Origin of the sequence: Ehrlichia ruminantium, from assembly GCF_009728835.1 — a bacterium.
In the GTDB taxonomy this organism is placed as follows: Bacteria; Pseudomonadota; Alphaproteobacteria; order Rickettsiales; family Anaplasmataceae; genus Ehrlichia; species Ehrlichia ruminantium_B.
This window is the reverse complement of record NZ_CP033455.1, coordinates 157,805-181,039: the sequence shown is the minus strand read 5'-3', so window position 1 is coordinate 181,039 and position 23,235 is coordinate 157,805. Positions and strand designations below refer to the sequence as shown.

Sequence of the window (23,235 nt, the reverse complement as noted above, 5' to 3'; positions counted from 1 at the left end):
ACCTATATTTTTACCCAGCAGACTGCAGCAAAATAAAGAAATAACTGTCTCCATAAAACCATAACCCATTAAACAGAATTACAGATTATCAGTTTTAATATTGTCAGCACATCATTGTTAACATACACATTTTTAATAATAGAAACTGCTAAAACATTACACTTATCATACTATAATATACTAACTACAATTATCACACAGAGCACCAACAAAACAAACTTTATTGATAACCAAGTCATAACTATAAACATTGACTTAAAATTAACAGAAATCTAGCCTAACCATCAAAAACAATAAATTATAGTATTTATCCAATATCTAACAAATATAGGATAGTAAATACCATAAATATCAAACAGCAATAAGAAATTACAAATCTCACATAGTTGATTACAAAGATTTTTGTGCTGTTAATAGAAAGCATTTGAGTTTTCGTTTAACATGTTTATTCATATTTGTTTGTATATACTACTTGTAATGAATATGCACTGTATCATGATTTTAGGAAATATGAACTGGCATATATGTATAATTAAATACTACTACAAACATAAATCGTACACAATTCTAAAAAAGTACATCTTCTAACATTTCAACTTTTACAATAAAAGTACTAACACCATGTTTTGATAATTAAACATTTGAATAATAAAAAACTACAAAGTTACCATTAATACATAACAGAATTATAAAATATAGATTTACTATAAGAATAAACTTTTCTAACATTTTCAAGAAAGTGATGAAGACCTAGATCTAGGCACAACAGATTCGTGAACCACCACATTAACATTATCAAGACCTTCCATCTGTAAAGGCTGTGATACAATAGTGTTATTACTATCATCAAACGTACCCTGATCTTGCAAACCATCATCACCTGATGATTTGAAATTTATATTCCCTGCTATTAATTCTGCAGAAAACCCTTGTAAAGCAGCACAAGATCGTTGAAGTACACAACTATGCCTATCAGCTACTAAACGCAAACAGTTAATGTGTAATAAAGGGAAATTCACTATAAACATATCTTGTATATATGTTTTTTCATCCTCACTACAAGACACTTCTTCCACATTTAACTCACCAAATTTCTGCCTTTCTAATATTTTTATCAGATTTTGCCCCCATTCAATAACCTCACAATCATCACTAGAATTTATATGATCAGCACTAGATAATGTTTCTTTCAAACTATTATATAACACCCACACTTTAGTATGTCGCAATGTGATACCAGCACATTTTTTTAAATGAGGTCTATTTTCAACATATTCAACATACTTCTTAATCATAAATTTTATGCTATCAAAACTAACCGAGGATTCCGTTAAATGAATATAAAGCTGCTGAAGAAATTGAGTTTTCTCACTTATATCATAGATTTCTTGCCTAACTGCCTCACCTACACTCGCAATATATAGATCGATCCGGTATTGAGCACTTTGACTATCAGAACATAACTTACTCAATCTTTCAGATAATTCTTTAACTTTAGAATCAGATCCTACAAAATGTGCACGTAACTGACCTGTCATATTCTCAACTGTGTTTGATAATGCAGATAATTTTAAATCAAGTGTATTACTACGCAATTTACATGCTTCAGCCAACTCAGCTTGTTTCACAGCTAACTGTTCATACTCTGCCTGCAAACTACATATAGTTAACTGTAGCTTATTTGCATGCGTTTCTACTTCTTTAACACAATCCCCAAAATGCTTTACAAAATTAACACTTTTATCTACTAAAGCAGATTTGACAGATTGAATATTAGACTTTTTATAAAGAAGTACTAGGGATAATATAACAACTGGAATAATAGCTATTAACGCTATTGACAACTCTAATGGAACAGACGGACCAAATAAACTAAGCCTTCCACTTAATATATCAAATAAGCACATGTGGTGAATCATTAAAATCATAATACAGCACATATTCATTACAAGTAGTATATACAAACAAATATGAATAAACATGTTATAACGAAAACTCAAATGCTTTCTATTAACGGCACAAAAATCGTTGTAATCAACAATTGCATGTGTCATACGTTGAGACTTGTCACTACTTATCATAAATTTAAGCAATTAATTGAGAATAACACCTATAACTTAACAGAGAATACACATCTGTACTATTTTGACTATATAACACTATTTTACCATATTATAAGAATTTTGCAAACTTTTGACGTGAGATACACTACTAACCATACGCTGCCTACCATAGAAACGCGCTGAATTTATACCAATGTCTGAACGTTTTATAATACTATCAATGCGTATGCTATATAATAATTTTAACATCAGCATCTGTAACGATATCAATGACAATAAAACTTCACATTTTTGCTCCTGCTCACTACTTTCCTGAACAACATTTTCTACAGTACCACAATCACCCTGTTCAGTATCCTCAGTGGCACTGTCTTTACTACTTTTATCATTCATATCAACAGGACTAACCATTTTCTGTGACACAGTATCTTTACCTTCCTCATTACTTTCCTGAACAACATCTTCTACAGTACCACAATCATCCTGTTCAGTATCCTCAGTAGCACTGTCTTTACTACTTTTATCATTCATATCAACAGGACTAACCATTTTCTGTGGCATAGTATCTTTACCACCATTTCCCTGAACAATATTTTCTGGAGTAGAAGTATAATCACCGTGTTTAGTATCCTTAGAAGTACTACCTTCACTACTTTTATCATCCCTGTTAAAAGGATCCATAATTCTACGCAATATAGTATTTTTACCTAATTTACTACTTTCCCGAACAATACCCTGTGTAGTAGTAGTACAACCACCCTGTTCAGCATCCTTAGAAGGACTATCTTCACTACTCTTATCATCCCTGTTAAAAGGATTCATAATTCTGTGCAATATACTACTTTTATCTCGTTTACTACTTTCCTGAACAATACCCTGTGTAGTAGTACAATCACCCTGTTTAATATCTTCAGCAGGACTGTCTTTACTACTTTTACCACTCACATCAACAGGACTAATCACTTTGTGTGACACAGTATCTTTATCTTCACCACCATTTTCCTGAACAACATTCTCTGGAGTAGGAGTACAATCATCCTGTTCAGTATCCTTAGAAGGACTATCTTCACTACTCTTATCATCCCTGTTAAAAGGATTCATAATTCTGCGCAATATACTACTTTTATCTCGTTTACTATTTTCCTGAACAACATTCTCTGGAGTAGGAGTACAATCATCCTGTTCAGCATCCTTAGAAAGACTATCTTCACTACTCTTATCATCCCTGTTAAAAGGATTCATAATTCTGTGCAATATACTACTTTTATCTCGTTTATTATTTTCCTGAACAATATTTTCTGGATTAGGAATACAATCATCATGTTCAGTCCCTTCAGTAGTACTGTCTTTACTACTTTCACCATCCAAGTCAACAGGACTAACCACTTCCTGTGACACAATACCTTTATCTTCACCACTACTTTCTTGAATAACATTTTCTGGAGTAGGAGTACAATCATCCTGTTCAGCATCCTTAGAAAGACTATCTTCACTACTCTTATCATCCCTGTTAAAAGGATTCATAATTCTGCGCAATATATTACTTTTATCTCGTTTACTACTTTCCTGAACAATACCCTGTGTAGTAGTACAACCACCCTGTTCAGTATCCTTAGAAGGACTATCTTCACTACTCTTATCATCCCCGTTAAAAGGATTCATAATTCTGCGCAATATACTACTTTTACCTAGCTTACTACTCTCCCGAACAATACCCTGTGTAGTAGTACAATCACCCTGTTTAATATCTTCAGCAGGACTGTCTTTACTACTTTTATCACTCACATTAACAGGACTAATCACTTTGTGTGACACAGTATCTTTATCTTCACCACCACTTTTCTGAACAACATTTTCTGGAGTAGGAGTACAACCACTCTCTTCAGTATCTTCGGCAATAATGTTTTTACTGCTTTCACCATTCACGCCAACAGGATTAATTATTTGGGGTAACACAGTATCTTTATCTTCATCACTACTTTCCTGAACAACATTTTCTGTAGTAGGAGTACAACCACCCTCTTCAGTATCCTCAGCAGTACTGTCTTTACTGCTTTCACCATTCACACCAACAGGATTAATTATTTGAGGTAACACAGTATCTTTATCTTCATCACCACTTTCCTGAACAACATTCTCTGGAGCAGGAGTACAATCATTCTGTTGAGGATAGCTAGAGGAGCCGTCCTCACCATTCTTACTATCATCTCTATTGGAAAAATTCACCAATCCATATAGCTTGGTTTTAAAATCTACAAGATAAGATCTCTTTTCTATATTGTCAGGCACATCAGCTTTTTCCATACTAGAACTACAAGATGCTTCACACTCAACATTATATGTATTTGTCTGTCCTATATCACCAGTGCCTCTTCCCACATAAACAACAAACTTTTCGATCATTCCTTCAATAGGAGACACCTTGGCCTTATCTTTACCTAAAACATCTTCACATATTTGCTCTGTAGTACTACTAGAATCTTTCCCACCAGATTTAAATAATCTTCTTTTCATCCTCACAAATACATTAGCACCATCATCCTGCATAATAGAATGATCATCTTGGACTATAGAATCATCATCTAGAGGAATATCAGACATACTTTCTTGTAGCATTACATTATTCTGACTAGATAAATTACTACCCTGTCCTTTACTAAATTTACCTAAGTTCAACACATTTACACGCATCGCATCCCTAGAACTTAGCCCTAATAACTCACTTGTCGTACAACTCGCAACAGAGCAAGTAAACTCCTCTTGCCCATTAGAAGACGCTTCAGCATTTTGAGACACACCCTTTACATTATCACTTCCTACATGAATTTCATCTTGTTGTCCCACAGCACAATCATTCACACGATCCTCTGCACATTGTACATTTAATGCAGCATCTTCTTCCTGCAGTGTAAATCCTTGAGATGGAACACGAAAGTTACCTAAAGTTTCATCTTTACTCATCAAAAGCTGAGTTTCTTGAGGAGGATTAGCTACACCATGATTTATCGTACAACCAGGAAATAAAACATCACTAGTAGATTTAGAAGAATTGCCTACATCAGCTATAGTCATATTAACATAACCCAATTGGCCTGTAGAATTTCTAGAAGCTTGGCTCCTATTGCCTGTTGTTGTATAATTAGGGTCTTGCCCAACAAACCTATCAAACATACAATCAAGAGCATCATCTCCATACGATATACTAGATACATTACCAATCATATTTTTACCTACACAATTAGATAAAATATTACCGGTAAACTCAGTAGGCATATCTGCACCATCTGTACATTTTTCAACACATAGTGAATTACCTTTAGCTGCCTCAGCAAGTTGACTTGCTCTATAGCTTTCTCGTTCATGAGAATCGATTATCGGAAACACGTCAGTTCCCCAATCCCATCCAGAACTGATATCTGGAACATTTTGATTTTGTTCTAACAACTCATCATGCAACCAATCCCATCCAGAAGCAATATCTGGAATACCCTGATTTTGTCCAGGTGTAATTTTTTCACCAACAACTATAACAGAAGGTAAAATATCCTTTGTGCTTACAGAACCACTTACTTTATCTAAAAAATCACCTGCTAACTCCTTTATTGAACTAAAGAATACATCTTTAGTACTAAGAGTAGTACTATTACTTAAACGATCCACATCACTATGTTTATCATCCATATCAATTATACTACCACATGGTTGACTTTTATTTTTTCCCAATATTTTAGTATCTTCTGTATTAGGAATAATCCCTTCCTTACTTTTTCCAGTTGTGCTCCCTGAAAATAATAACGATTTTTTACTCTCAACGTCACATGAATTCCCTATTCCTCTAACCAAAACACTGTCATCTTTCTCTACAGCAGAAAGAAACTCATTAATTTCTACTACAACGTTATACAGTATATCAAATAAACAACACCCCAACCTCTGAGATGTTTCATGTTTCAATGACGTTTTAACCTTGTCTAAAGAATCACATAACTTATCTGCTCTTTCTTTTATTGATTTATTTATTATACTCCACTTAGAAGACCATTCATATGATTGTATCATCGGCACAACATTGGATAGTAAGGTCACTAATTCTAAACATAATTTACCTTCCAATGCAGCATAATGACCAATATACTTATTAAGAAAATCCTGCGCAACCAGTGCTTTTATTTTACTATCAACTAAACATACAAGACCCTCAACTAGAGAATCTTGATGCGCTAGACTCCCTATTTGATCACTTATTTTCTGCAATATTACAGATACTTTAGACAATTCATCTTGATAGGAAGAAAACAAGTCCTCCATCATCCGCATAATTAATAATTCTTGATTATCTGCACGTATACATAAAGCTTGCAAACAATCTTCAACTGTACTTACAATAGGTTGTATATCAGACTCTACATATCTATCCAGTACAGCTCTTAATTGCACTACAGCACTATCATATTTTTCATGCTGATCACTAACAAACTGAACACAAGATTGAACAGAATTCGCCAACTCTATCAAACTATCATTTAGTATAGTATTTATCCTATTTTTCATATAAATTTTATAAGACAAATACAACAACAGAATAGAAGATATGATGACAACAGTAGCTGTAGATGCAATAGTACTATTAAAGTTTTTATTTTTAACACGCCCTATATATAAACTGTAAAACAATATAGCTACAGACATAATATTGACCATAACAGCCAGATAAAACCCAGTGTTCAATATATTACGATATCTTACAGGGATAGTTTCACTGTCATTATAGGCAAGCTCATATCTGTCTATAGTATTCAACACTTGATTTAATATAGATGGAGTAGAGTCACTTGGCATGATAGGAAGATACATCCAGAATTATTAGTCATGTTTTTAAGATATAGATCTTAAATTCTTTGACATTATACATTTAATATTAATATTTGTAAAGATTTACAAATTAAGAAATAAGATTTAATTTAGTAACATAAAATTTATACCACTGAATAACTGTTGCATAATCATAATCAACCCTTTAAAATTTATTGTGCAACAAAAAAATCCACTAAATCTATGCTTAAGTTTATATTATTAATTGTCGCAGCTGGCAGTAGTAATAGACTAAAAGGAATTGATAAACCTAAACAATATATAGAACTAGGTAACAACCCTATCTTATATCACACAATTAATAATATAATTACAGCTCCTTATATTGATTATGTCAAAGTTATAATAAAACAAGAACATGAAAACTTATATAACAGCTGTATAGCAAAAATACATAATAATAAGCTTTTACCATTTGCATATGGTGGAACAAGAAGACAGGACTCAGTACGTATTGGACTAGAAAGTATAAAATACCTTAATCCAGATTTTGTAATAATACATGACGCATGTCGTCCTTTTATCAGCACCACATTATTAGACAAAATGATACCTAAGCTACCCCATTATGTAGGAGTAATTCCAGTATTACCCATAACTGAAACTATCCATATGGTAAACGAGCAGGATGATACCATCATCACAAACATAAATAGGAACACATTAAGATTAGTACAAACTCCTCAAATATACAGATATAGCGACATATTATCAAATCACATACTTTCCTACAAAAATGATCCTCACAAAGAACTCCCTGACGAATCATCCTTAATGATATGTCATAACATTCCAATAGTAACAATTGAAGGCAGCTACCATAACATTAAAATTACAACAAGAGATGATTTACATAGAGCAATTTTACTATATGAACACATGCAAAACCAAATTTCCAATCATAATTTTAATTTAACAATAGTATAATATCCTAACTTAATTTCATAAGATGCATATTATGCAAATAATTACTCTTAACCATTTACCGTTATAACAATAAAAATGTTTAATTATATACTTTTTCCGTAACTTACACATCTTCTTAAAGGATACCAATCCTTTATAATATCAATAGGATATCCTTTTTTATAAAATCTATATATCACACTACATATAGAAAAACATTCTAATTGCTTAATTCATCACTCTGAACTTGTTAAGAACATATAGCACCACGTATTCAATAATATTGTATAACAAGGAAAAATTTTCATCACAATATCACATATACTTTTCAGTTAATATAATATCACAGATAATACTTTTTTTATATCAATAGACATAATCTTGTAATTACTATTCACAAAAACTTTAAACAGAATCATTTGATATCCAAAACTATAAAACCCTATATACTATTTACACATGTCTAGAATATAAAATGTTTCTATTACAGACAAACTACACATAAACTACCAGAAATAACTTTACCATTTTAGGATAATTAATCTTAATTATAACAAAATTGCTTGTTAAACAATCTTCACAGAATAATATTTATTAATATCACTATTAATAAAACATCTCGAAACTTAACAATCTAATACTATATTATTAAGATAACAAAATGTTTTATATTCATCTCGAAATATGATACATATAAAATATACTAGTGTTACTAATGTTGAAGCCAGAATTATAAACGCTTTTATGAGTCAATATATAAATAAACCAATGTTTAGAATCGGTATAGGATATGATGTCCATAGATTTGATAACACAAACAATAACCATAATGACACATTCATCACAGTCTGCGGAGTAAAAATCAATTATCATAAAAAGGTCATAGCCCATTCAGACGGAGATGTAGGATTACATGCCTTAGCAGATGCAATATTAGGAGCAGTAGGATGTGGAAGCATAGGAGAACACTTTCCTAACACAGATCAGAAGTGGAAAAATGCAGAATCTCGTCATTTTGTAATAGAAGCACAAAAGAAAGCACAAGAAATGGGATATATCATTTCAAATGCTGACATTACAATTATATGTGAGCAACCTAAAATTATCCCTTACGCAGCAGAGATGCGCAACTATATTGCTCAGTTTGCACAAATAGACCCATCATTGATCAATATTAAAGCCACAACTACAGAAAAACTAGGAGCTCTTGGTAGAAGTGAAGGAATTGCTGCACAAGCGGTAGTGCTATGTAACAAACAACATTGAGAACTAATTCTAAAATAGCAATCCACGTAATTAATAAACTAAGTACAGAAAGGCTAATTAACACAAAAATACTTAATCATAGCTTCTTCATCGTTGATATTAGTAAAACAACTCTAAATTTTTTATAATCATCACAATTTAACATTATTATGCTGTATAACAAAATAAATAGATAATTTTTCTGCACATCTTATAATACAGATAAAAAATATTCTCCATCTCATGTATAAATTCTTAAATCATAACAAAGAACTATTCGTAACACGTATATTTCATATCTTAAATTTTTCTCCCTTTATACACTTTCAAGATTTGCAATATATTACAAATATTTTACACACCAGCATACTGGTTAAACTACGATAAGTACATACATATAAAAGGGCTTTTCAAATAAGTCCAACCTTACAACATATAATTATGCAAAATAAAAACACTTATAGTCTAATATCTAATTCCCATACCATAATAAAAAATTACTGATAACATGTATATTTTATACCTTAAATTTCTCTCCCTTTATACACCTCCAAGATTTGCAATATATGACAAATACTTTCACGCACTAGCACACTGGTTAAACTACGATAAGTACACACATATAAAAGGGCTTTTCAAATAAGTCCAACCTTACAACATATAATTATGTAAAATAAAAACACTCGCGGTTTAATATATAATCCCCACACCATAATAAGAAACTACTGACAACATGTATATTTTATTATACCTTAAATTTCTTTCCCTTTATACACCTCCAAGACTGCAATATATGACAAATACTTTTATGCACTAGCACACTGGTTAAACTACGATAAGTACACAAATATAAAAGGGCTTTTTTAATAAGTCCAACCTTACAACATATAATTATGCAAAATAAAAACACTCGCGGTTTAATATATAATCCCCACACCATAATAAGAAACTACTGACAACATGTATATTTTATTATACCTTAAATTTCTTTCCCTTTATACACTTCCAAGATCTGCAATATATGACAAATACTTTTATGCACTAGCACACTGGTTAAACTACGATAAGTACACACATATAAAAGGGCTTTTTTAATAAGTCCAACCTTACAACATATAATTATGCAAAATAAAAACACTTATAGTCTAATATCTAATTCCCATACCATAATAAAAAATTACTGATAACATGTATATTTTATACCTTAAATTTCTTTCCCTTTATACACCTCCAAGACTGCAATATAGGACAAATACTTTTACACACTAGCACACTGGCCAAACTACGATAAGTACATACATATAAAAGGATTTTATAAATCTAATCTCATCATATTATATAACAACAGATAATAAAATCTCTTCTATTTACATATATAATTTTCCAAATACAACAAGAAATTACTTACAAATATATATATCTTTCCCACAAATAAGCACTTTTAATAATAAACAACAAGCTAACAATATAGGAAAGGTGTAAAAAATATCGTTTACAAGAGCACGTAGGTAAAAGTTAATATTAAAACAATGAATAATTCATATTTACTCGTACTTACACTATAATTAATGGATAATTATAAATTCAACACAAACAACTTACATTAATAAATACTTTAGGGTCCTAATTTTCACAAATAATTTGTAATTTATCAGTACCATCACAAACTGATTAATGATACAATCCTAGCTTTAGAACTCATTTAACTGTCACTATGGGATTAAATTGCGGAATTGTTGGTTTGCCTAATGTAGGAAAATCAACCCTATTTAATGCATTAACAAGCACTACAGTAGCAGAAGTTGCAAATTATCCATTTTGCACAATAGAACCTAACATAGGTAAAGCATTGGTAAAAGATGACAGATTGAAAATCTTAGCACAAATGGCATCATCTAAAAAAATTATATATAATCAAGTTGAATGTGTTGACATCGCAGGATTAGTTAGTGGAGCAAGTCAAGGTGAAGGATTGGGAAATAAATTTCTAAGTCACATAAGAGAAGTAGATGCTATTATCCATGTACTACGTTGCTTCAATGATCAAAACATCAGTCATGTTAATCAATCTGTAGATCCAATAGGTGATGCAGAAATTGTAGAAATGGAACTAATTTTAGCTGACATTGAAAGTTTGAAACGCCGCCTAATTACTATGGAAAAAGCTGTAAAAGCTAATAAAGAACCCAAAAAAAAGCTAGATAATATGTTAGACGTACTCAGTATACTAGAAGCCGGAAATCTAGCAAGAAACGCAGAACATATTGGAAACGATGAGTTAAAGCAATTGAATCTCATTACAACAAAACCGATGATGTACGTGTGCAATGTAGAAGAGTCAAATGTCATAAACGGCAATAACTTATCAGAGAAAGTAAAGGTTATGGCAGAAAAAAAGAATAACAAGTTTTGTTGTATATCAGCTAAGTTAGAAGCAGACGTTTCAAGTTTAGATACAGAAGAAGAAAAACAGTGTTTTTTAGCCGAGTTTAATCTAAAAGAAGCAGGTACAGTATCTGTAGTAAAGACTATGTATGACTTACTTGATATGATTACTTTTTTCACATTAGGGCCACAAGAAGCACGTGCTTGGCCTATAAAAAGACTATCCACAGCAAGCACTGCAGCTGGAGTAATTCACACAGACTTCGAAAAAGGCTTCATTAAAGCAGAATTGATTAGCTTTGAAGATTATATAAAATACAACGGGGAAGCAAAATGTAAAGAAGCTGGAAAAGTCAGATTCGAAGGTAGGGATTATATAGTACAAGACGGTGATATAATACATTTCAGGCACAGTAATTAAGCTACTGAATACTAAAACTACCAATACTATTTTTAATATAACACCTTATAAGAAAAGGTAGGCTATAGTCTTATAACACAAATACACATGGTGACAAATACTATTTCATCAATAATACATCCAGTAAATAAGAAATTTAAACTTTATATAAGCAACAAGATAAATTAGAATACACTTTTAGTTATATATAATATCTAAACTTACAATCAACACAATTTAAATCTTATAGCGTTAACAATAAAGTATTAAAATGCACATACTTACACAACATACAAGATTATAAGTACATATTTTAACATAGAAACTGAATACTAATAAGTAGAACCATTAACAATATTTATAGAAAATATACATAATCATCAACAACGTTATGGCAACATGTTATATGGAAAATATCTTACTTTTAAATATATATACGTATTACAATGTACCCTTGACTTTGTAATAACATGATATAGATTCACTTATATACAAAATCTTTATCACATATATACTCAGATATTATGAGTATTTTTTATACAAAATGATTAAATGTATGCAATAACATTCAGTATTATCGACCTACACAACTTAATTAATAAAACAAACTTTTTTCCTTTACCTAAATTAAATATCTTACCTTTCATACCTTAAAGTTTCACAGTATACAACTTTATGATGTTATTGAATGATCAACACCAAAAAACCTTATCATTTGATAATAACATAAGTAATTAAATAATAATTTCCATGACGATCATAAACCACACAAACCTAGAAACTAGATTTAACATAACTATAAATTAAAAATAACCTACCTCATATATTAAACCTAAGAAGTAATTTCACACTTCAAAAACACCTATTCAGGACAGCAATAACGACACACAATTGTTAATTCACATTCAATATAACAATAAAAAAATAACAAACATTTCACCAGTAAGATTTCATACATCACAATATTATTAATCAACCTTCAATTAACAAAGTAACATTATTAAACAAACACTACTCAAATCTGCAATCAAACACAGTCTTGTTATTTTTATCCCAATGACATTTAAAATTTACTGCAAACTTATTCATACAACAAAGTTATTATACTTTAATTAGCAGACTTTTACATATAAGCAACTTTCCCATCTTACTATGAATCTCACCCTACTATCACATAAGTTTTTGAATTAGACCAATATGCATACCATACCTATTCTTAGCATAAGTATTAATTCAACCTTAAATTCTACGTTATTACTAATTACATTATAACATTCAAGTAAGAACATTAACAATAGTAATAAATATTACCCCATTTATCCTAAATTAAGTAATCCTTATATATAAAAAATATACAGCTATTAGAATAAATAATTTTAGTTTAGATTTTTTTATATTACTAGGAATCTAATCGCCCAATACTCTTTTAATTAAAATTAAATTGCTGTTCCACCAACAACAATATTATCTATTTTAAGAGTTGGCTGACCTACACCAACAGGTACATCCTGGCCATTTTTAGAACAAGTACCAATTCCAGAATCAAGCTTCAAATCATTTCCAATCATTGACACTTTAGTCAAAACATCAGGACCATTACCTATAATAGTAGCACCTTTAATAGGACATGTGACTTTGCCATCTTCTATTAAATAGCTCTCAGAAGCTGAAAATACAAATTTACCAGATGTAATATCCACCTGTCCTCCAGAAAAATGTACAGCATAAATTCCCTTTTTGACACTAGAAATAATCTCATTTGGGTCATACTTTCCTGGTAACATATAAGTATTTGTCATACGTGGCATCACTACATCCTTATAACTTTGCCTACGACCATTCCCAGTAGAAGAAGTATTCATAAGATTAGCATTCATTTTATCCTGCATATAACCAACTAGAATCCCATCTTCTATCAACACATTATAACCCGAAGGCACACCTTCATCATCTATATTAATAGATCCCCTACACCCCAAAATAGTACCATCATCAACAACAGTTACTCCATTAGCTGCTACTTTTTTTCCTATAGAATCAGAAAAAGCAGATACTTTCTTTCTATTAAAATCTCCTTCTAATCCATGACCTACAGCCTCATGCAATAACACACCAGGCCATCCAGGTCCCAATACAACTGTCATTTCACCAGCAGGAGCATCAATAGACTCTAAATTAATTACAGCCTGACGTAACGCTTCATCAGCAATTGTTTTCCACTTATTATCTCCAACAAATTCTTCATATGATGCTCTACCTCCATAACCAGAAGTACCACTTTCTTTTCTTCCATTTTTCTCCAAAATCACACAAATATTAAATCTAACAAGTGGTCTAACATCACTTACCTTACTTCCATCAGGTAATATAAGTTGTATTACCTGCCATTGACCAGTCAAAGAAGTCTTAATCTGTTTAATATATGGATTTTTACTACGCAAATAAGTATCAACTTCCTGTAAAATTTTAACTTTGGTATCAAACGCCATACTTTGTAGAGGATTAATATTTGGGTATAAAAGCTGTTTTGTCGGAGTTAAACTCACATTACTACTATTCCCACTATTATTAATTGATACTACTAATGCTGCAGCCTTTTCTATTTCTCTTTCCGTAATCTCAGAAGAACATACAAAAGCTGTTAACTCATTACAAAAAGACCTTAAACCAAAACCTTGGTGTGAATTAAAATCTGCATATTTTAAAATACCATCTTCAAACCCTAAAGCTTCTGAAATACACATTTCCAAAAACAATTCCCCACCATCAGCGACACGTAAACAATCACTAACAATTCTATTTATACGACTCTCGTCTATTTGATTATATGTATAAAACATATGTGCTACATCAGATGAATTCATAATCTATAAGTGCAATTTGACAAAGCCTTCATTCTACATTATAATTAAGTATAGATCAACCAATATATGCCCGAATGGCGGAATTGGTAGACGCGCTAGCTTCAGGTGTTAGTAATAAGTATATTGTGGAAGTTCAAATCTTCTTTCGGGCACTCGTTACAAATAAAACAAATCGTACATTATGTTAAGCCATGACAACAAGGACCCAAATACATCAGACCTTACTATAGAAGATAATACACATATTTCCAACTTATGTAAAACAATTTTACCAACATATACACATACCATAACACACCATAATATCACAACAAAGCCAATTATATGCTATTCATTATACAACGATGGCACTGGTACTTTTTATTTAGATCCAGTAGTTGAAGCAATATGTGCCTTTTTTAAATTTCACATCTGTCAAAATTTCATTTTTCAGAGTCACAGTGCTTCACGTAATAACAGATTTACCCCTGCAAACAAAATTGTTAAAATAAAAATAAATGCCAATGGCAATACTACAACTATTGATCCAGAGAATATACTACAAACATTGTCCTTACCCATACTGGTAATCATATCTCCACTCACGTATACACTAAAAACATTTATATCATCCTTACTAGGCCCAATCTTAGAAAATAATCCTATACACATATCCTGTGAAGTATTACTTAAAAAACCAATTACAAAAGCACAACTACTAAAGACTCTACAGGCTAATGAACCATCAACAAAAGCTGTAACAAGTTTTTACCACATTTTAAAAATGTATGAGGAACAGCTTATTACAAACATAACAGATCCAGTAGGAAATTTAAGCCTTAATATATTTCATATATATACACACCATCAAACATTAACTCCTCAAACTACACTTGGCATAATAAGATCATTTTCAAGCCAATCCGCTGACACATCTCAAACTACACAAAAAAGACACTTCTTAAAAGCTATATCCGAACTGTGTCTTTTCTCCAACACAACAGGGGTAGAAATATATAAGCTTAACACTAAAATATTACAACAACTGCCTAATTTTACAGAACAAGCTTTTCAGCTTAAAAGTTTCTATAATATCCAGAAACATACAACAAATTACAAGTTACTGTGTAATGACTTAACTGACATATCAACCTGTAATCAACTATATAATTACATATATCTAATTATAATATTACATACCACTGATAATATACAATTATCACTCAAGCTTTCATTAAAGGAAGAATTTAAAAATAACAGTTATGTACCAGCTTACTCGTATGATATCAACATTGACAGCAACATAAAAGAAATTATGTTAAATATATACTTCGAGAATAACAAGTCCTCCAAGTTCAAAAAATTCCTGGCACAAAATATATCACAACCTAACAACATTACTCAGGATATTTTACAGAAATACAATATAAGCATTCAAGCATATGCAACAAATATTTCACAAGAAACTACACTACCATGTAATATAGTTTTACCAAAAATCCTCACTACAAGTGCTACAACAACAGAAACACACAAAACTAAAACAGATATCAAAACATCAGCAACAACAGAAAAATGCCGTACAGACAGTAGTTCATCTGAAACAGAATTTTCCAAAAAATCCGTAGATCATAGTACAATCAACATTAAATCATTACCTACTATACAACAATCTAAAACAGGTGATTCTCAAAAACGTACCAGTCATATTGTAAGACAAAAAAGTAAACCACCTATTATTTGTTTAGTTGTAGTAGCAATAGCACTTATTACCATATATTACATATTATCTGAAAAATTCTTGACCGATATCCCAGATATTTCAAAAATCAATATTGTAGTTATTGCAGGAATATTTTCTCTTACTCTCATATGTATGTTCGGAATTATATTGTACAATTATATTGATGAAATTTATCCACCGACTAACATTGAAAATACTATTAGTCCAGTATTAGGTAGTCCCAGCCTATCTATTAATTAAACCATCATCATATTCAGGAAATCCAATAACAACATTAGTATTTTATACTATAATTTAATGTCCTTTAAATAAAAATTAAACTTATACAATATTTAGATCTAGCAAAATAGACCCTAAACACAACTATAAATTATTGAACATTTTGCTCACAATAATTATTACACTAACACATAAAGTTTTCACTGAATATTTATATAATACTCTGTTATCTTACATATCTAAAGTGCTAATACTATATGATATTATAGTAAGCACTACTAGTACTATACAACACTTGCAATTGGCGAAATCACTACACAGAATAGTTGGTAAGTTTTCCGTATATTTTAGAGTATAACATTCATTACAGTACTTAAAAGCATTGTTTAGTTAGGGCAGAAATTTACAATCATGTTTTAATAACCTTTACCAATAAACAATCACTCTCAACAGTCCTATATGTTAAATCGAAAATACTAATACCCACTAATTAAGTATGTAATTTTTATAAAAAATGTATACCTTTTCTATATATTAAATATTAAACTACACTAGATATTACTAACCTCTCTTTATTATGAGATTACTCATAGTTTATATAATTTTATACCTTAAAATTCATAACACAATTATTTAACAGTATGCACCATTTTTTTAAAGTAATGTAATTCAAAAACATTATGTACCTTAGCAAATTTGTACCTGTTGTTGTATATTCAACAACAAATATTATATGTAGTTTATTCTATAAATAGTAGATTCAATTATACATTGACAATTAAACACACAGAAACTCCATTACCTACATTCACAATAGTACATAGTGACTAAACTTATCAAAAGTTACATTAATCATAGCCCAAGCTAAAACTAAATTCATACAATATCTTCCTGATTATTATAAATATTACATCAATATCCCAAACATTAACTATAAAATTATATTCCTTATTATAACGATAAAGACTTATGTGAAATAACAAATTACAAAACCATAGAATATACTTAAATAAACAAGTAACTCCCAATAAATTTAGCAAAATTACTCAATATACTTTATTGAATACACCTTAACAATAAAATACCATACTCCACAAACAATTAAAACAGTACTCTACATTAGTAATTCCCTAATATATAAAAAATCTAAATTAAGGCAGTTCATATCAATAGCTATGTATTGCTAATATATCAGACCTTAACATTAGACATACTAGGATTATATATACTATTGTTGTTAATAAGGAATAGTTTCAATATCTTCACTAAGATATCAATGGTTGAAATTAACCTAAAGTTTGATCTTGAAATTTACATTTGTTTTAAGAATATATAGGATGTAACCGTACGCATAGACCTCCAACTCCTAAAGGAGATATATTATTACTATCATAACAACAACTTAAACTTATCAATCAGATTTTTTGCGATATAAAAAATGATGCAAATTTATTTGCATGTATTTATGTTTCGTACATAATAATTAGAAAAACTAACCGCCAGGTACTTAAATATGAAAAGTTTAACTGTACGAGAAGCATTATGTGCGGCAATACGCGAAGAAATGGAACGTGATCATACAGTATTAATTATGGGAGAAGAAGTTGGTGAATATCAAGGAGCATACAAAGTAACACAGGGATTACTTGAACAATTTGGTTCTGAGAGAGTGATAGACACCCCCATCACTGAACATGGATTTGCAGGTATCGGCATAGGGGCTGCATTCTCTGGGTTAAAACCTATAGTAGAGTTTATGACATTCAACTTTGCTATGCAAGCAATCGATCAAATCATTAATTCAGCTGCAAAAACTAGTTACATGTCTGCTGGACAACTTAATTGTCCAATCGTATTTAGAGGACCTAATGGTGCAGCAGCAAGAGTAGGAGCGCAACATTCGCAATGCTACGCATCATGGTATGCGCATATCCCTGGATTAAAAGTGATTTCACCATATTTTGCAGCAGATTGTAAAGGGCTATTAAAAGCAGCAATACGAGATCCAAATCCCATTATATTTCTTGAAAATGAAATTATATATGGACATATACATGAAGTACCAGATGAAGTATTCACCAAAGATTATGTATCAGAAATAGGTAAAGCAGCTATAATTAAAAAAGGAACTGATGTTACAATTACCGCGTTTTCTCTACAAGTAAAATCTGCACTAGAAGCAGCTGAACTACTAGAAAAAGAAGGTATAAACGCAGAAGTTATAGACTTAAGAACTTTACGTCCTCTTGACACAGAACAGATATTAAGTTCCATAAAGAAAACAAATAAAATTATTAGTGTAGAAGAAGGATGGCCATATTGTGGCATAGGCGCTGAAATTGCTGCATTAATTATGGAACAAGCATTTGACGACTTAGATGCTCCAATGATTAGAATTACAGCAAAAGACGTACCATTACCTTACGCAGCAAATCTTGAGAAGCTAGCTCTACCACAAGTTGAAGATATATTAGAAGCAGCACGCACTCTATGTATTCGCAATTATAAGTAATTATTATATTAAGTATATTTTTCTAAATCTAATAATTAAATTATTACATATATAACTATTCCGTCGAATAATATTTTTAACAGTACTCACTAATAAAAATATTAAGCTATTACAGTAAGTATCTACATTCCACCTATCACTCTTGCCTATTATATTTCAAATAATAACAACAAAGTTTTTATTAAAGGAAGAATTTACACAAGCAGTGTTTTATATACTACCTTACTCATATGATATCAATATAATAAAACTACTTAAAAACATACTTTTATATATGTAACAATACCTGAGATAAAAGCCAATAGCTAATAATCATAAGTTTATAATTCCTACATACAACCCCTATGCAATAATTAATAGCATAGAGTAGTAAATTAAAGTATATGCAATATTAGCACATATAAAACTACACTATATATAAAATCATTACACACATACCTACTTACAACAACTTCCACATCAATACCACATTACTTTGACTTGCTGAATTATTTCATATTCGTAGACATACTTTCCTAAGTCACAAAAATTTTGTAGATATTACATCTCAATATAAATAAAAAATTCTAACATGTTTTTTATTTACAATATTTATGTTATAGTCGGTATTATTTAAAGTACATCTAACAAACAATTTAAAATAACACTTCTCTAATCTGTAATAGGTTGAATATTGTTATTATCCTCAAATGTATCATTACAAATAATAGATACATAATTACCACTAGAAATTAACTATTAACAATAAAAAATTATACACAAGAATGTTTTTATTATATAATTCCGTTATATATTTCAGGTAAAGTGGTTTTATAAAATGATAGATTACGAACATTGGGTTGAAGCATTTCACATAATATCAGTAATTATGTGGATGGCAGGTATGCTTTATTTACCTAGATTATACGTATATCATGCTCAGGTAGGACTTGATTCTGAAAGTTATAGCATATTTAACACAATGGAAAGAAGATTACTATTATATATAACTACTCCTGCTATGGCTTCTAGTATAGCACTTGGTACAGTCCTATCCATAATGACCGAAGCTTATAGTTTTACATGGTTTAAGATAAAACTTACTTGTGTTATGTTAATGTGTGTAATTTACGGGATATTATACAAGCACAGGAAAGACTTTTTAATAAAGAATAACAAACAGTCTGTATTTTACTTTAAATGTATTAACGAGTTAATAACTTTATTAATTGCAATTATAGTCCTGATGGTAGTAGTGAAACCTTTCATATAATACTTATTATTTGACTTTAATACATTGTGCTCTAGAATTAAGGTACTGTAAGTAGAAGTTCGTTACTTGGTAATATTGAAGAGGTACAGAATGGCAGCACTTAATACTCCTCCGGTTAACAAAGGATTTACTGCTATAGATTTCTTATTAAAATCTGTAGATGGTAGTTCATACAGTCTTAAAGATTGTCATAAAGGTAGGAGTTTATTAATTATGTTCATATGCAACCATTGCCCGTATGTTAAGGCAATAATAAAAAATTTAGTATATGATGTAAATACACTAAGAAATAGCTACAATATGTACACTGTTGCAATAATGCCAAATGATACTACATCTTACCCAGAAGATTCATATGACAATATGATCAAATTTGCTAAAGAACATAATATAGATTTTCCATATTTAATAGACGAAGATCAAATAGTAGCAGCAAGCTATGGTGCAGTATGTACACCTGATTTCTTTGGATTCAATAATAAACTAGAATTATGCTATCGAGGTAGATTTGATGCATCAGGAATGAACCAAATAAATAGTAAGCAGGAAGACAGAGATTTATTTAATGCTATGAAGTTTATTTCAGATACAGGCATGGTACCTGAAAATCAAAAACCAAGTATTGGGTGTTCCATAAAATGGAAACCAAAGAATTATAATTTTACTTCTTAACTATAGACCGATTATGCACGACTCTAAGTATTTATTAGATATAATTACACTTCTTTCAGCTGCTATATTAATAGTTGCCTTATTTTGGAAGTTGAACATTAGTCCTGTATTAGGCTACTTTGTTGCTGGTACCCTTATTGGAGCTCATGGTTTAAATCTAGTTGAGTCATCTGTAATAATACAAAACTTAGGCGAATTTGGGGTAGTTTTCCTATTATTTTTAATAGGAATTGAGCTAACTTTCGACAGGTTAATCGCAATGCGATTACATGTTTTTGGTTTTGGTACATTACAGGTCATAGTTACAGCTTTAGCCATATGGTACATTGCACGCCAATTTGGTATAGACTCCAAAGGATCTATAATTATTGGAGGAGCACTAGCATTATCTTCAACAGCCATTGTATTACAAGTGTTACAAGAAAAAGGATGTCAATCAACACAAGTAGGAAGGCTTTCAATCGCAATTTTATTGCTCCAAGACCTTGCAGTTGTTCCATTAATTGTATTACTTCCATTACTAACTGGAGAATCCCATCATAGTATTCCTATATCATTGTTATACTCTTTCGTCAAAGCAGCAGTAGCTTTGACTTTAATTTTTATCACTGGAAGGTTATTATTAAGACCACTCTTCAATACTATTGCAGCAATAAAAAATAGTGAGATTTTTATAGCAACCACACTATTAATTGTTTTAGGGTCAGCATTTATTACAGAAAATTTCAATTTATCAATGGCACTAGGAGCATTTGTTTCAGGGCTTCTTGTTGCAGAAACTGAATACAGACATGACGTAGAGCAAGTTGTGCTTCCCTTTAAGAAACTGTTACTAGGGTTATTCTTTATGACAGTAGGAATGTCAATTGATATCCAGTTTGTAGTCAATAAATTACCAGTAATTGCTCTAACCTCTTTTTCTTTAATAATATTAAAATCACTAATAATTTTTATATTATGTAGGTTTTTCAAATTTCATGTAGCAGCAGCTATACAAGCAGGATTATTGCTTTCACAAGGTGGTGAATTTGCATTCATTTTATTTGGTCTTGCAGCAGAAAAGAATGTCTTATCCAGTGATTTAGCACAAACTCTCATGATGATTACAACTGTAACAATGGCATTCACTCCGCCATTAGCAACACTTGGTGACTGGATAGCAAAATTAATCACTAAAAAGAAAATATCTCTAAACTCTCAGGAACTTACTTTAGATACAAAAGATCTAGATCAACATGTAATAGTTGTAGGCTTTGGAAGAGTAGGTCGTATGGTCGCAAAAGTACTAGTAGCAGAGCACGTAAATTACATTGCATCTGATATACAACCAAAAATTGTCAAAGATGGAAGAGATGAAGGTTTCCCAGTATATCTAGGAGACTTAACAAAGCTAGCAACTCTAGAGTCTATGGCAATATCACGAGCTAAAATGGTAATTATAGCAATTAATAACGAAGTTACCATAAAGAAGATTGTATCGCTAGTTGCACAGCGTTTTCCACATATAATTATTATTGTAAGATTGCCTGATTTAAGCAATGCTGAAATATATAAAGAACTTGGTGCACATTATTTAATTCCTGAAACATACGAAGTGGGATTACAATTAGGCGCAATAGCTTTAAGTAATTCTGGATTTAGTAATCATGCCATCTCTCTTCTAAAGGATAGGTTTAGAATGGTAAATTATGCTGCCGTAAAAAACAAGGAACCTAATGAATGATTAAATTTTATCCCTACTATAGTTAGTAAAACTAATTTTATATTAGAAAGATTCATTCCTGAGATTTAATGTTTACAGTTCCACAATAAGATATCCTATAGTGTAAAAGTTTATGATAATATCGTAAGTACAGCAGCACCTACTCTTTAATATAACACTAGATACTGCTAATGTTCATATAAATAAAAATTATCTTTTTAGTAAAAGTTTGCTTTCTTATGAGTTTCACTGATTATATGTTCTAAACCTATAACAAGATGTCAATTTTTATAACATTATAATTATAACAAGTTTTTAAAGTAAACTATGTTATTCTACTATTATATATAAATAACAAAACAACTAATCTGCTGTTTATACTAATTTTATAATCATAAATCCCTTGTCTTTAAACTTATA

The 23,235-nt window shown here is 30.6% G+C and carries 11 protein-coding genes and 1 tRNA gene; 9 read left to right on the top strand and 3 right to left on the bottom strand.

Annotated elements, in window-relative coordinates:
• Window positions 1-731 precede the first annotated feature (731 nt).
• A complete protein-coding gene (locus EDL80_RS00565; protein ID WP_196587317.1) occupies window positions 732-2,081 on the bottom strand; it encodes a hypothetical protein in 1,350 nt (449 codons plus the stop codon).
• Between the two features lie 78 nt (window positions 2,082-2,159).
• Window positions 2,160-6,902 (bottom strand): hypothetical protein, encoded by a 4,743-nt coding sequence (locus EDL80_RS00560; protein ID WP_158406278.1) that lies wholly within the window; start codon window positions 6,900-6,902, stop codon window positions 2,160-2,162.
• A 216-nt stretch (window positions 6,903-7,118) separates the two neighbouring features.
• Here EDL80_RS00560 and EDL80_RS00555 point away from each other — a divergent pair, with 216 nt between their 5' ends.
• The 3 genes from EDL80_RS00555 (at window position 7,119) to ychF (ending at window position 11,892) form a co-directional block, all read left to right on the top strand.
• Window positions 7,119-7,862 carry a 2-C-methyl-D-erythritol 4-phosphate cytidylyltransferase gene (locus EDL80_RS00555; RefSeq protein WP_158406277.1) on the top strand — a complete coding sequence of 248 codons (744 nt, stop codon included), beginning with the start codon at window positions 7,119-7,121 and terminating at the stop codon, window positions 7,860-7,862.
• Between the two features lie 723 nt (window positions 7,863-8,585).
• Complete coding sequence (gene ispF, locus EDL80_RS00550) at window positions 8,586-9,107, top strand: 2-C-methyl-D-erythritol 2,4-cyclodiphosphate synthase (RefSeq protein WP_158407079.1); 522 nt, start codon at window positions 8,586-8,588, stop codon at window positions 9,105-9,107.
• Between the two features lie 1,693 nt (window positions 9,108-10,800).
• Window positions 10,801-11,892, top strand: coding sequence for a redox-regulated ATPase YchF (gene ychF / locus EDL80_RS00545; RefSeq protein WP_158406276.1), 1,092 nt, complete (start codon window positions 10,801-10,803; stop codon window positions 11,890-11,892).
• 1,415 nt (window positions 11,893-13,307) lie between these two features.
• Here the strand turns inward: ychF and tldD are convergent.
• Window positions 13,308-14,735, bottom strand: a complete 1,428-nt coding sequence (gene tldD, locus EDL80_RS00540) for a metalloprotease TldD (RefSeq protein WP_158406275.1) — start codon at window positions 14,733-14,735, stop codon at window positions 13,308-13,310.
• A 68-nt stretch (window positions 14,736-14,803) separates the two neighbouring features.
• Here tldD and EDL80_RS00535 point away from each other — a divergent pair.
• From EDL80_RS00535 to EDL80_RS00510, 6 genes are all read left to right on the top strand, one after another.
• Window positions 14,804-14,887 (top strand) — tRNA-Leu (locus EDL80_RS00535).
• Between the two features lie 29 nt (window positions 14,888-14,916).
• Complete coding sequence (locus EDL80_RS00530; RefSeq protein ID WP_158406274.1) at window positions 14,917-16,698, top strand: hypothetical protein; 1,782 nt, start codon at window positions 14,917-14,919, stop codon at window positions 16,696-16,698.
• Between the two features lie 1,492 nt (window positions 16,699-18,190).
• Window positions 18,191-19,189: a pyruvate dehydrogenase complex E1 component subunit beta gene (locus EDL80_RS00525; RefSeq protein ID WP_158406273.1), complete on the top strand. Its 999-nt coding sequence runs from the start codon at window positions 18,191-18,193 to the stop codon at window positions 19,187-19,189.
• A gap of 817 nt (window positions 19,190-20,006) precedes the next feature.
• Window positions 20,007-20,441 carry a CopD family protein gene (locus EDL80_RS00520; protein ID WP_158406272.1) on the top strand — a complete coding sequence of 145 codons (435 nt, stop codon included), beginning with the start codon at window positions 20,007-20,009 and terminating at the stop codon, window positions 20,439-20,441.
• A 90-nt stretch (window positions 20,442-20,531) separates the two neighbouring features.
• Window positions 20,532-21,113, top strand: coding sequence for a thioredoxin family protein (locus EDL80_RS00515; RefSeq protein WP_158406271.1), 582 nt, complete (start codon window positions 20,532-20,534; stop codon window positions 21,111-21,113).
• 13 nt (window positions 21,114-21,126) lie between these two features.
• Window positions 21,127-22,836 carry a monovalent cation:proton antiporter-2 (CPA2) family protein gene (locus EDL80_RS00510; protein WP_158406270.1) on the top strand — a complete coding sequence of 570 codons (1,710 nt, stop codon included), beginning with the start codon at window positions 21,127-21,129 and terminating at the stop codon, window positions 22,834-22,836.
• The last annotated feature ends 399 nt before the right edge of the window (window positions 22,837-23,235 follow it).

Bases quoted from the DNA above. Each gene is read 5' to 3' on its own strand.
- EDL80_RS00565 (WP_196587317.1), bottom strand. From the start codon at position 2,081: ATGATAAGTAGTGACAAGTCTCAACGTATGACACATGCAATTGTTGAT.
- EDL80_RS00560 (WP_158406278.1), bottom strand. From the start codon at position 6,902: ATGCCAAGTGACTCTACTCCATCTATATTAAATCAAGTGTTGAATACT.
- EDL80_RS00555 (WP_158406277.1), top strand. From the start codon at position 7,119: ATGCTTAAGTTTATATTATTAATTGTCGCAGCTGGCAGTAGTAATAGA.
- ispF (WP_158407079.1), top strand. From the start codon at position 8,586: ATGAGTCAATATATAAATAAACCAATGTTTAGAATCGGTATAGGATAT.
- ychF (WP_158406276.1), top strand. From the start codon at position 10,801: ATGGGATTAAATTGCGGAATTGTTGGTTTGCCTAATGTAGGAAAATCA.
- tldD (WP_158406275.1), bottom strand. From the start codon at position 14,735: ATGAATTCATCTGATGTAGCACATATGTTTTATACATATAATCAAATA.
- EDL80_RS00530 (WP_158406274.1), top strand. From the start codon at position 14,917: ATGTTAAGCCATGACAACAAGGACCCAAATACATCAGACCTTACTATA.
- EDL80_RS00525 (WP_158406273.1), top strand. From the start codon at position 18,191: ATGAAAAGTTTAACTGTACGAGAAGCATTATGTGCGGCAATACGCGAA.
- EDL80_RS00520 (WP_158406272.1), top strand. From the start codon at position 20,007: ATGATAGATTACGAACATTGGGTTGAAGCATTTCACATAATATCAGTA.
- EDL80_RS00515 (WP_158406271.1), top strand. From the start codon at position 20,532: ATGGCAGCACTTAATACTCCTCCGGTTAACAAAGGATTTACTGCTATA.
- EDL80_RS00510 (WP_158406270.1), top strand. From the start codon at position 21,127: ATGCACGACTCTAAGTATTTATTAGATATAATTACACTTCTTTCAGCT.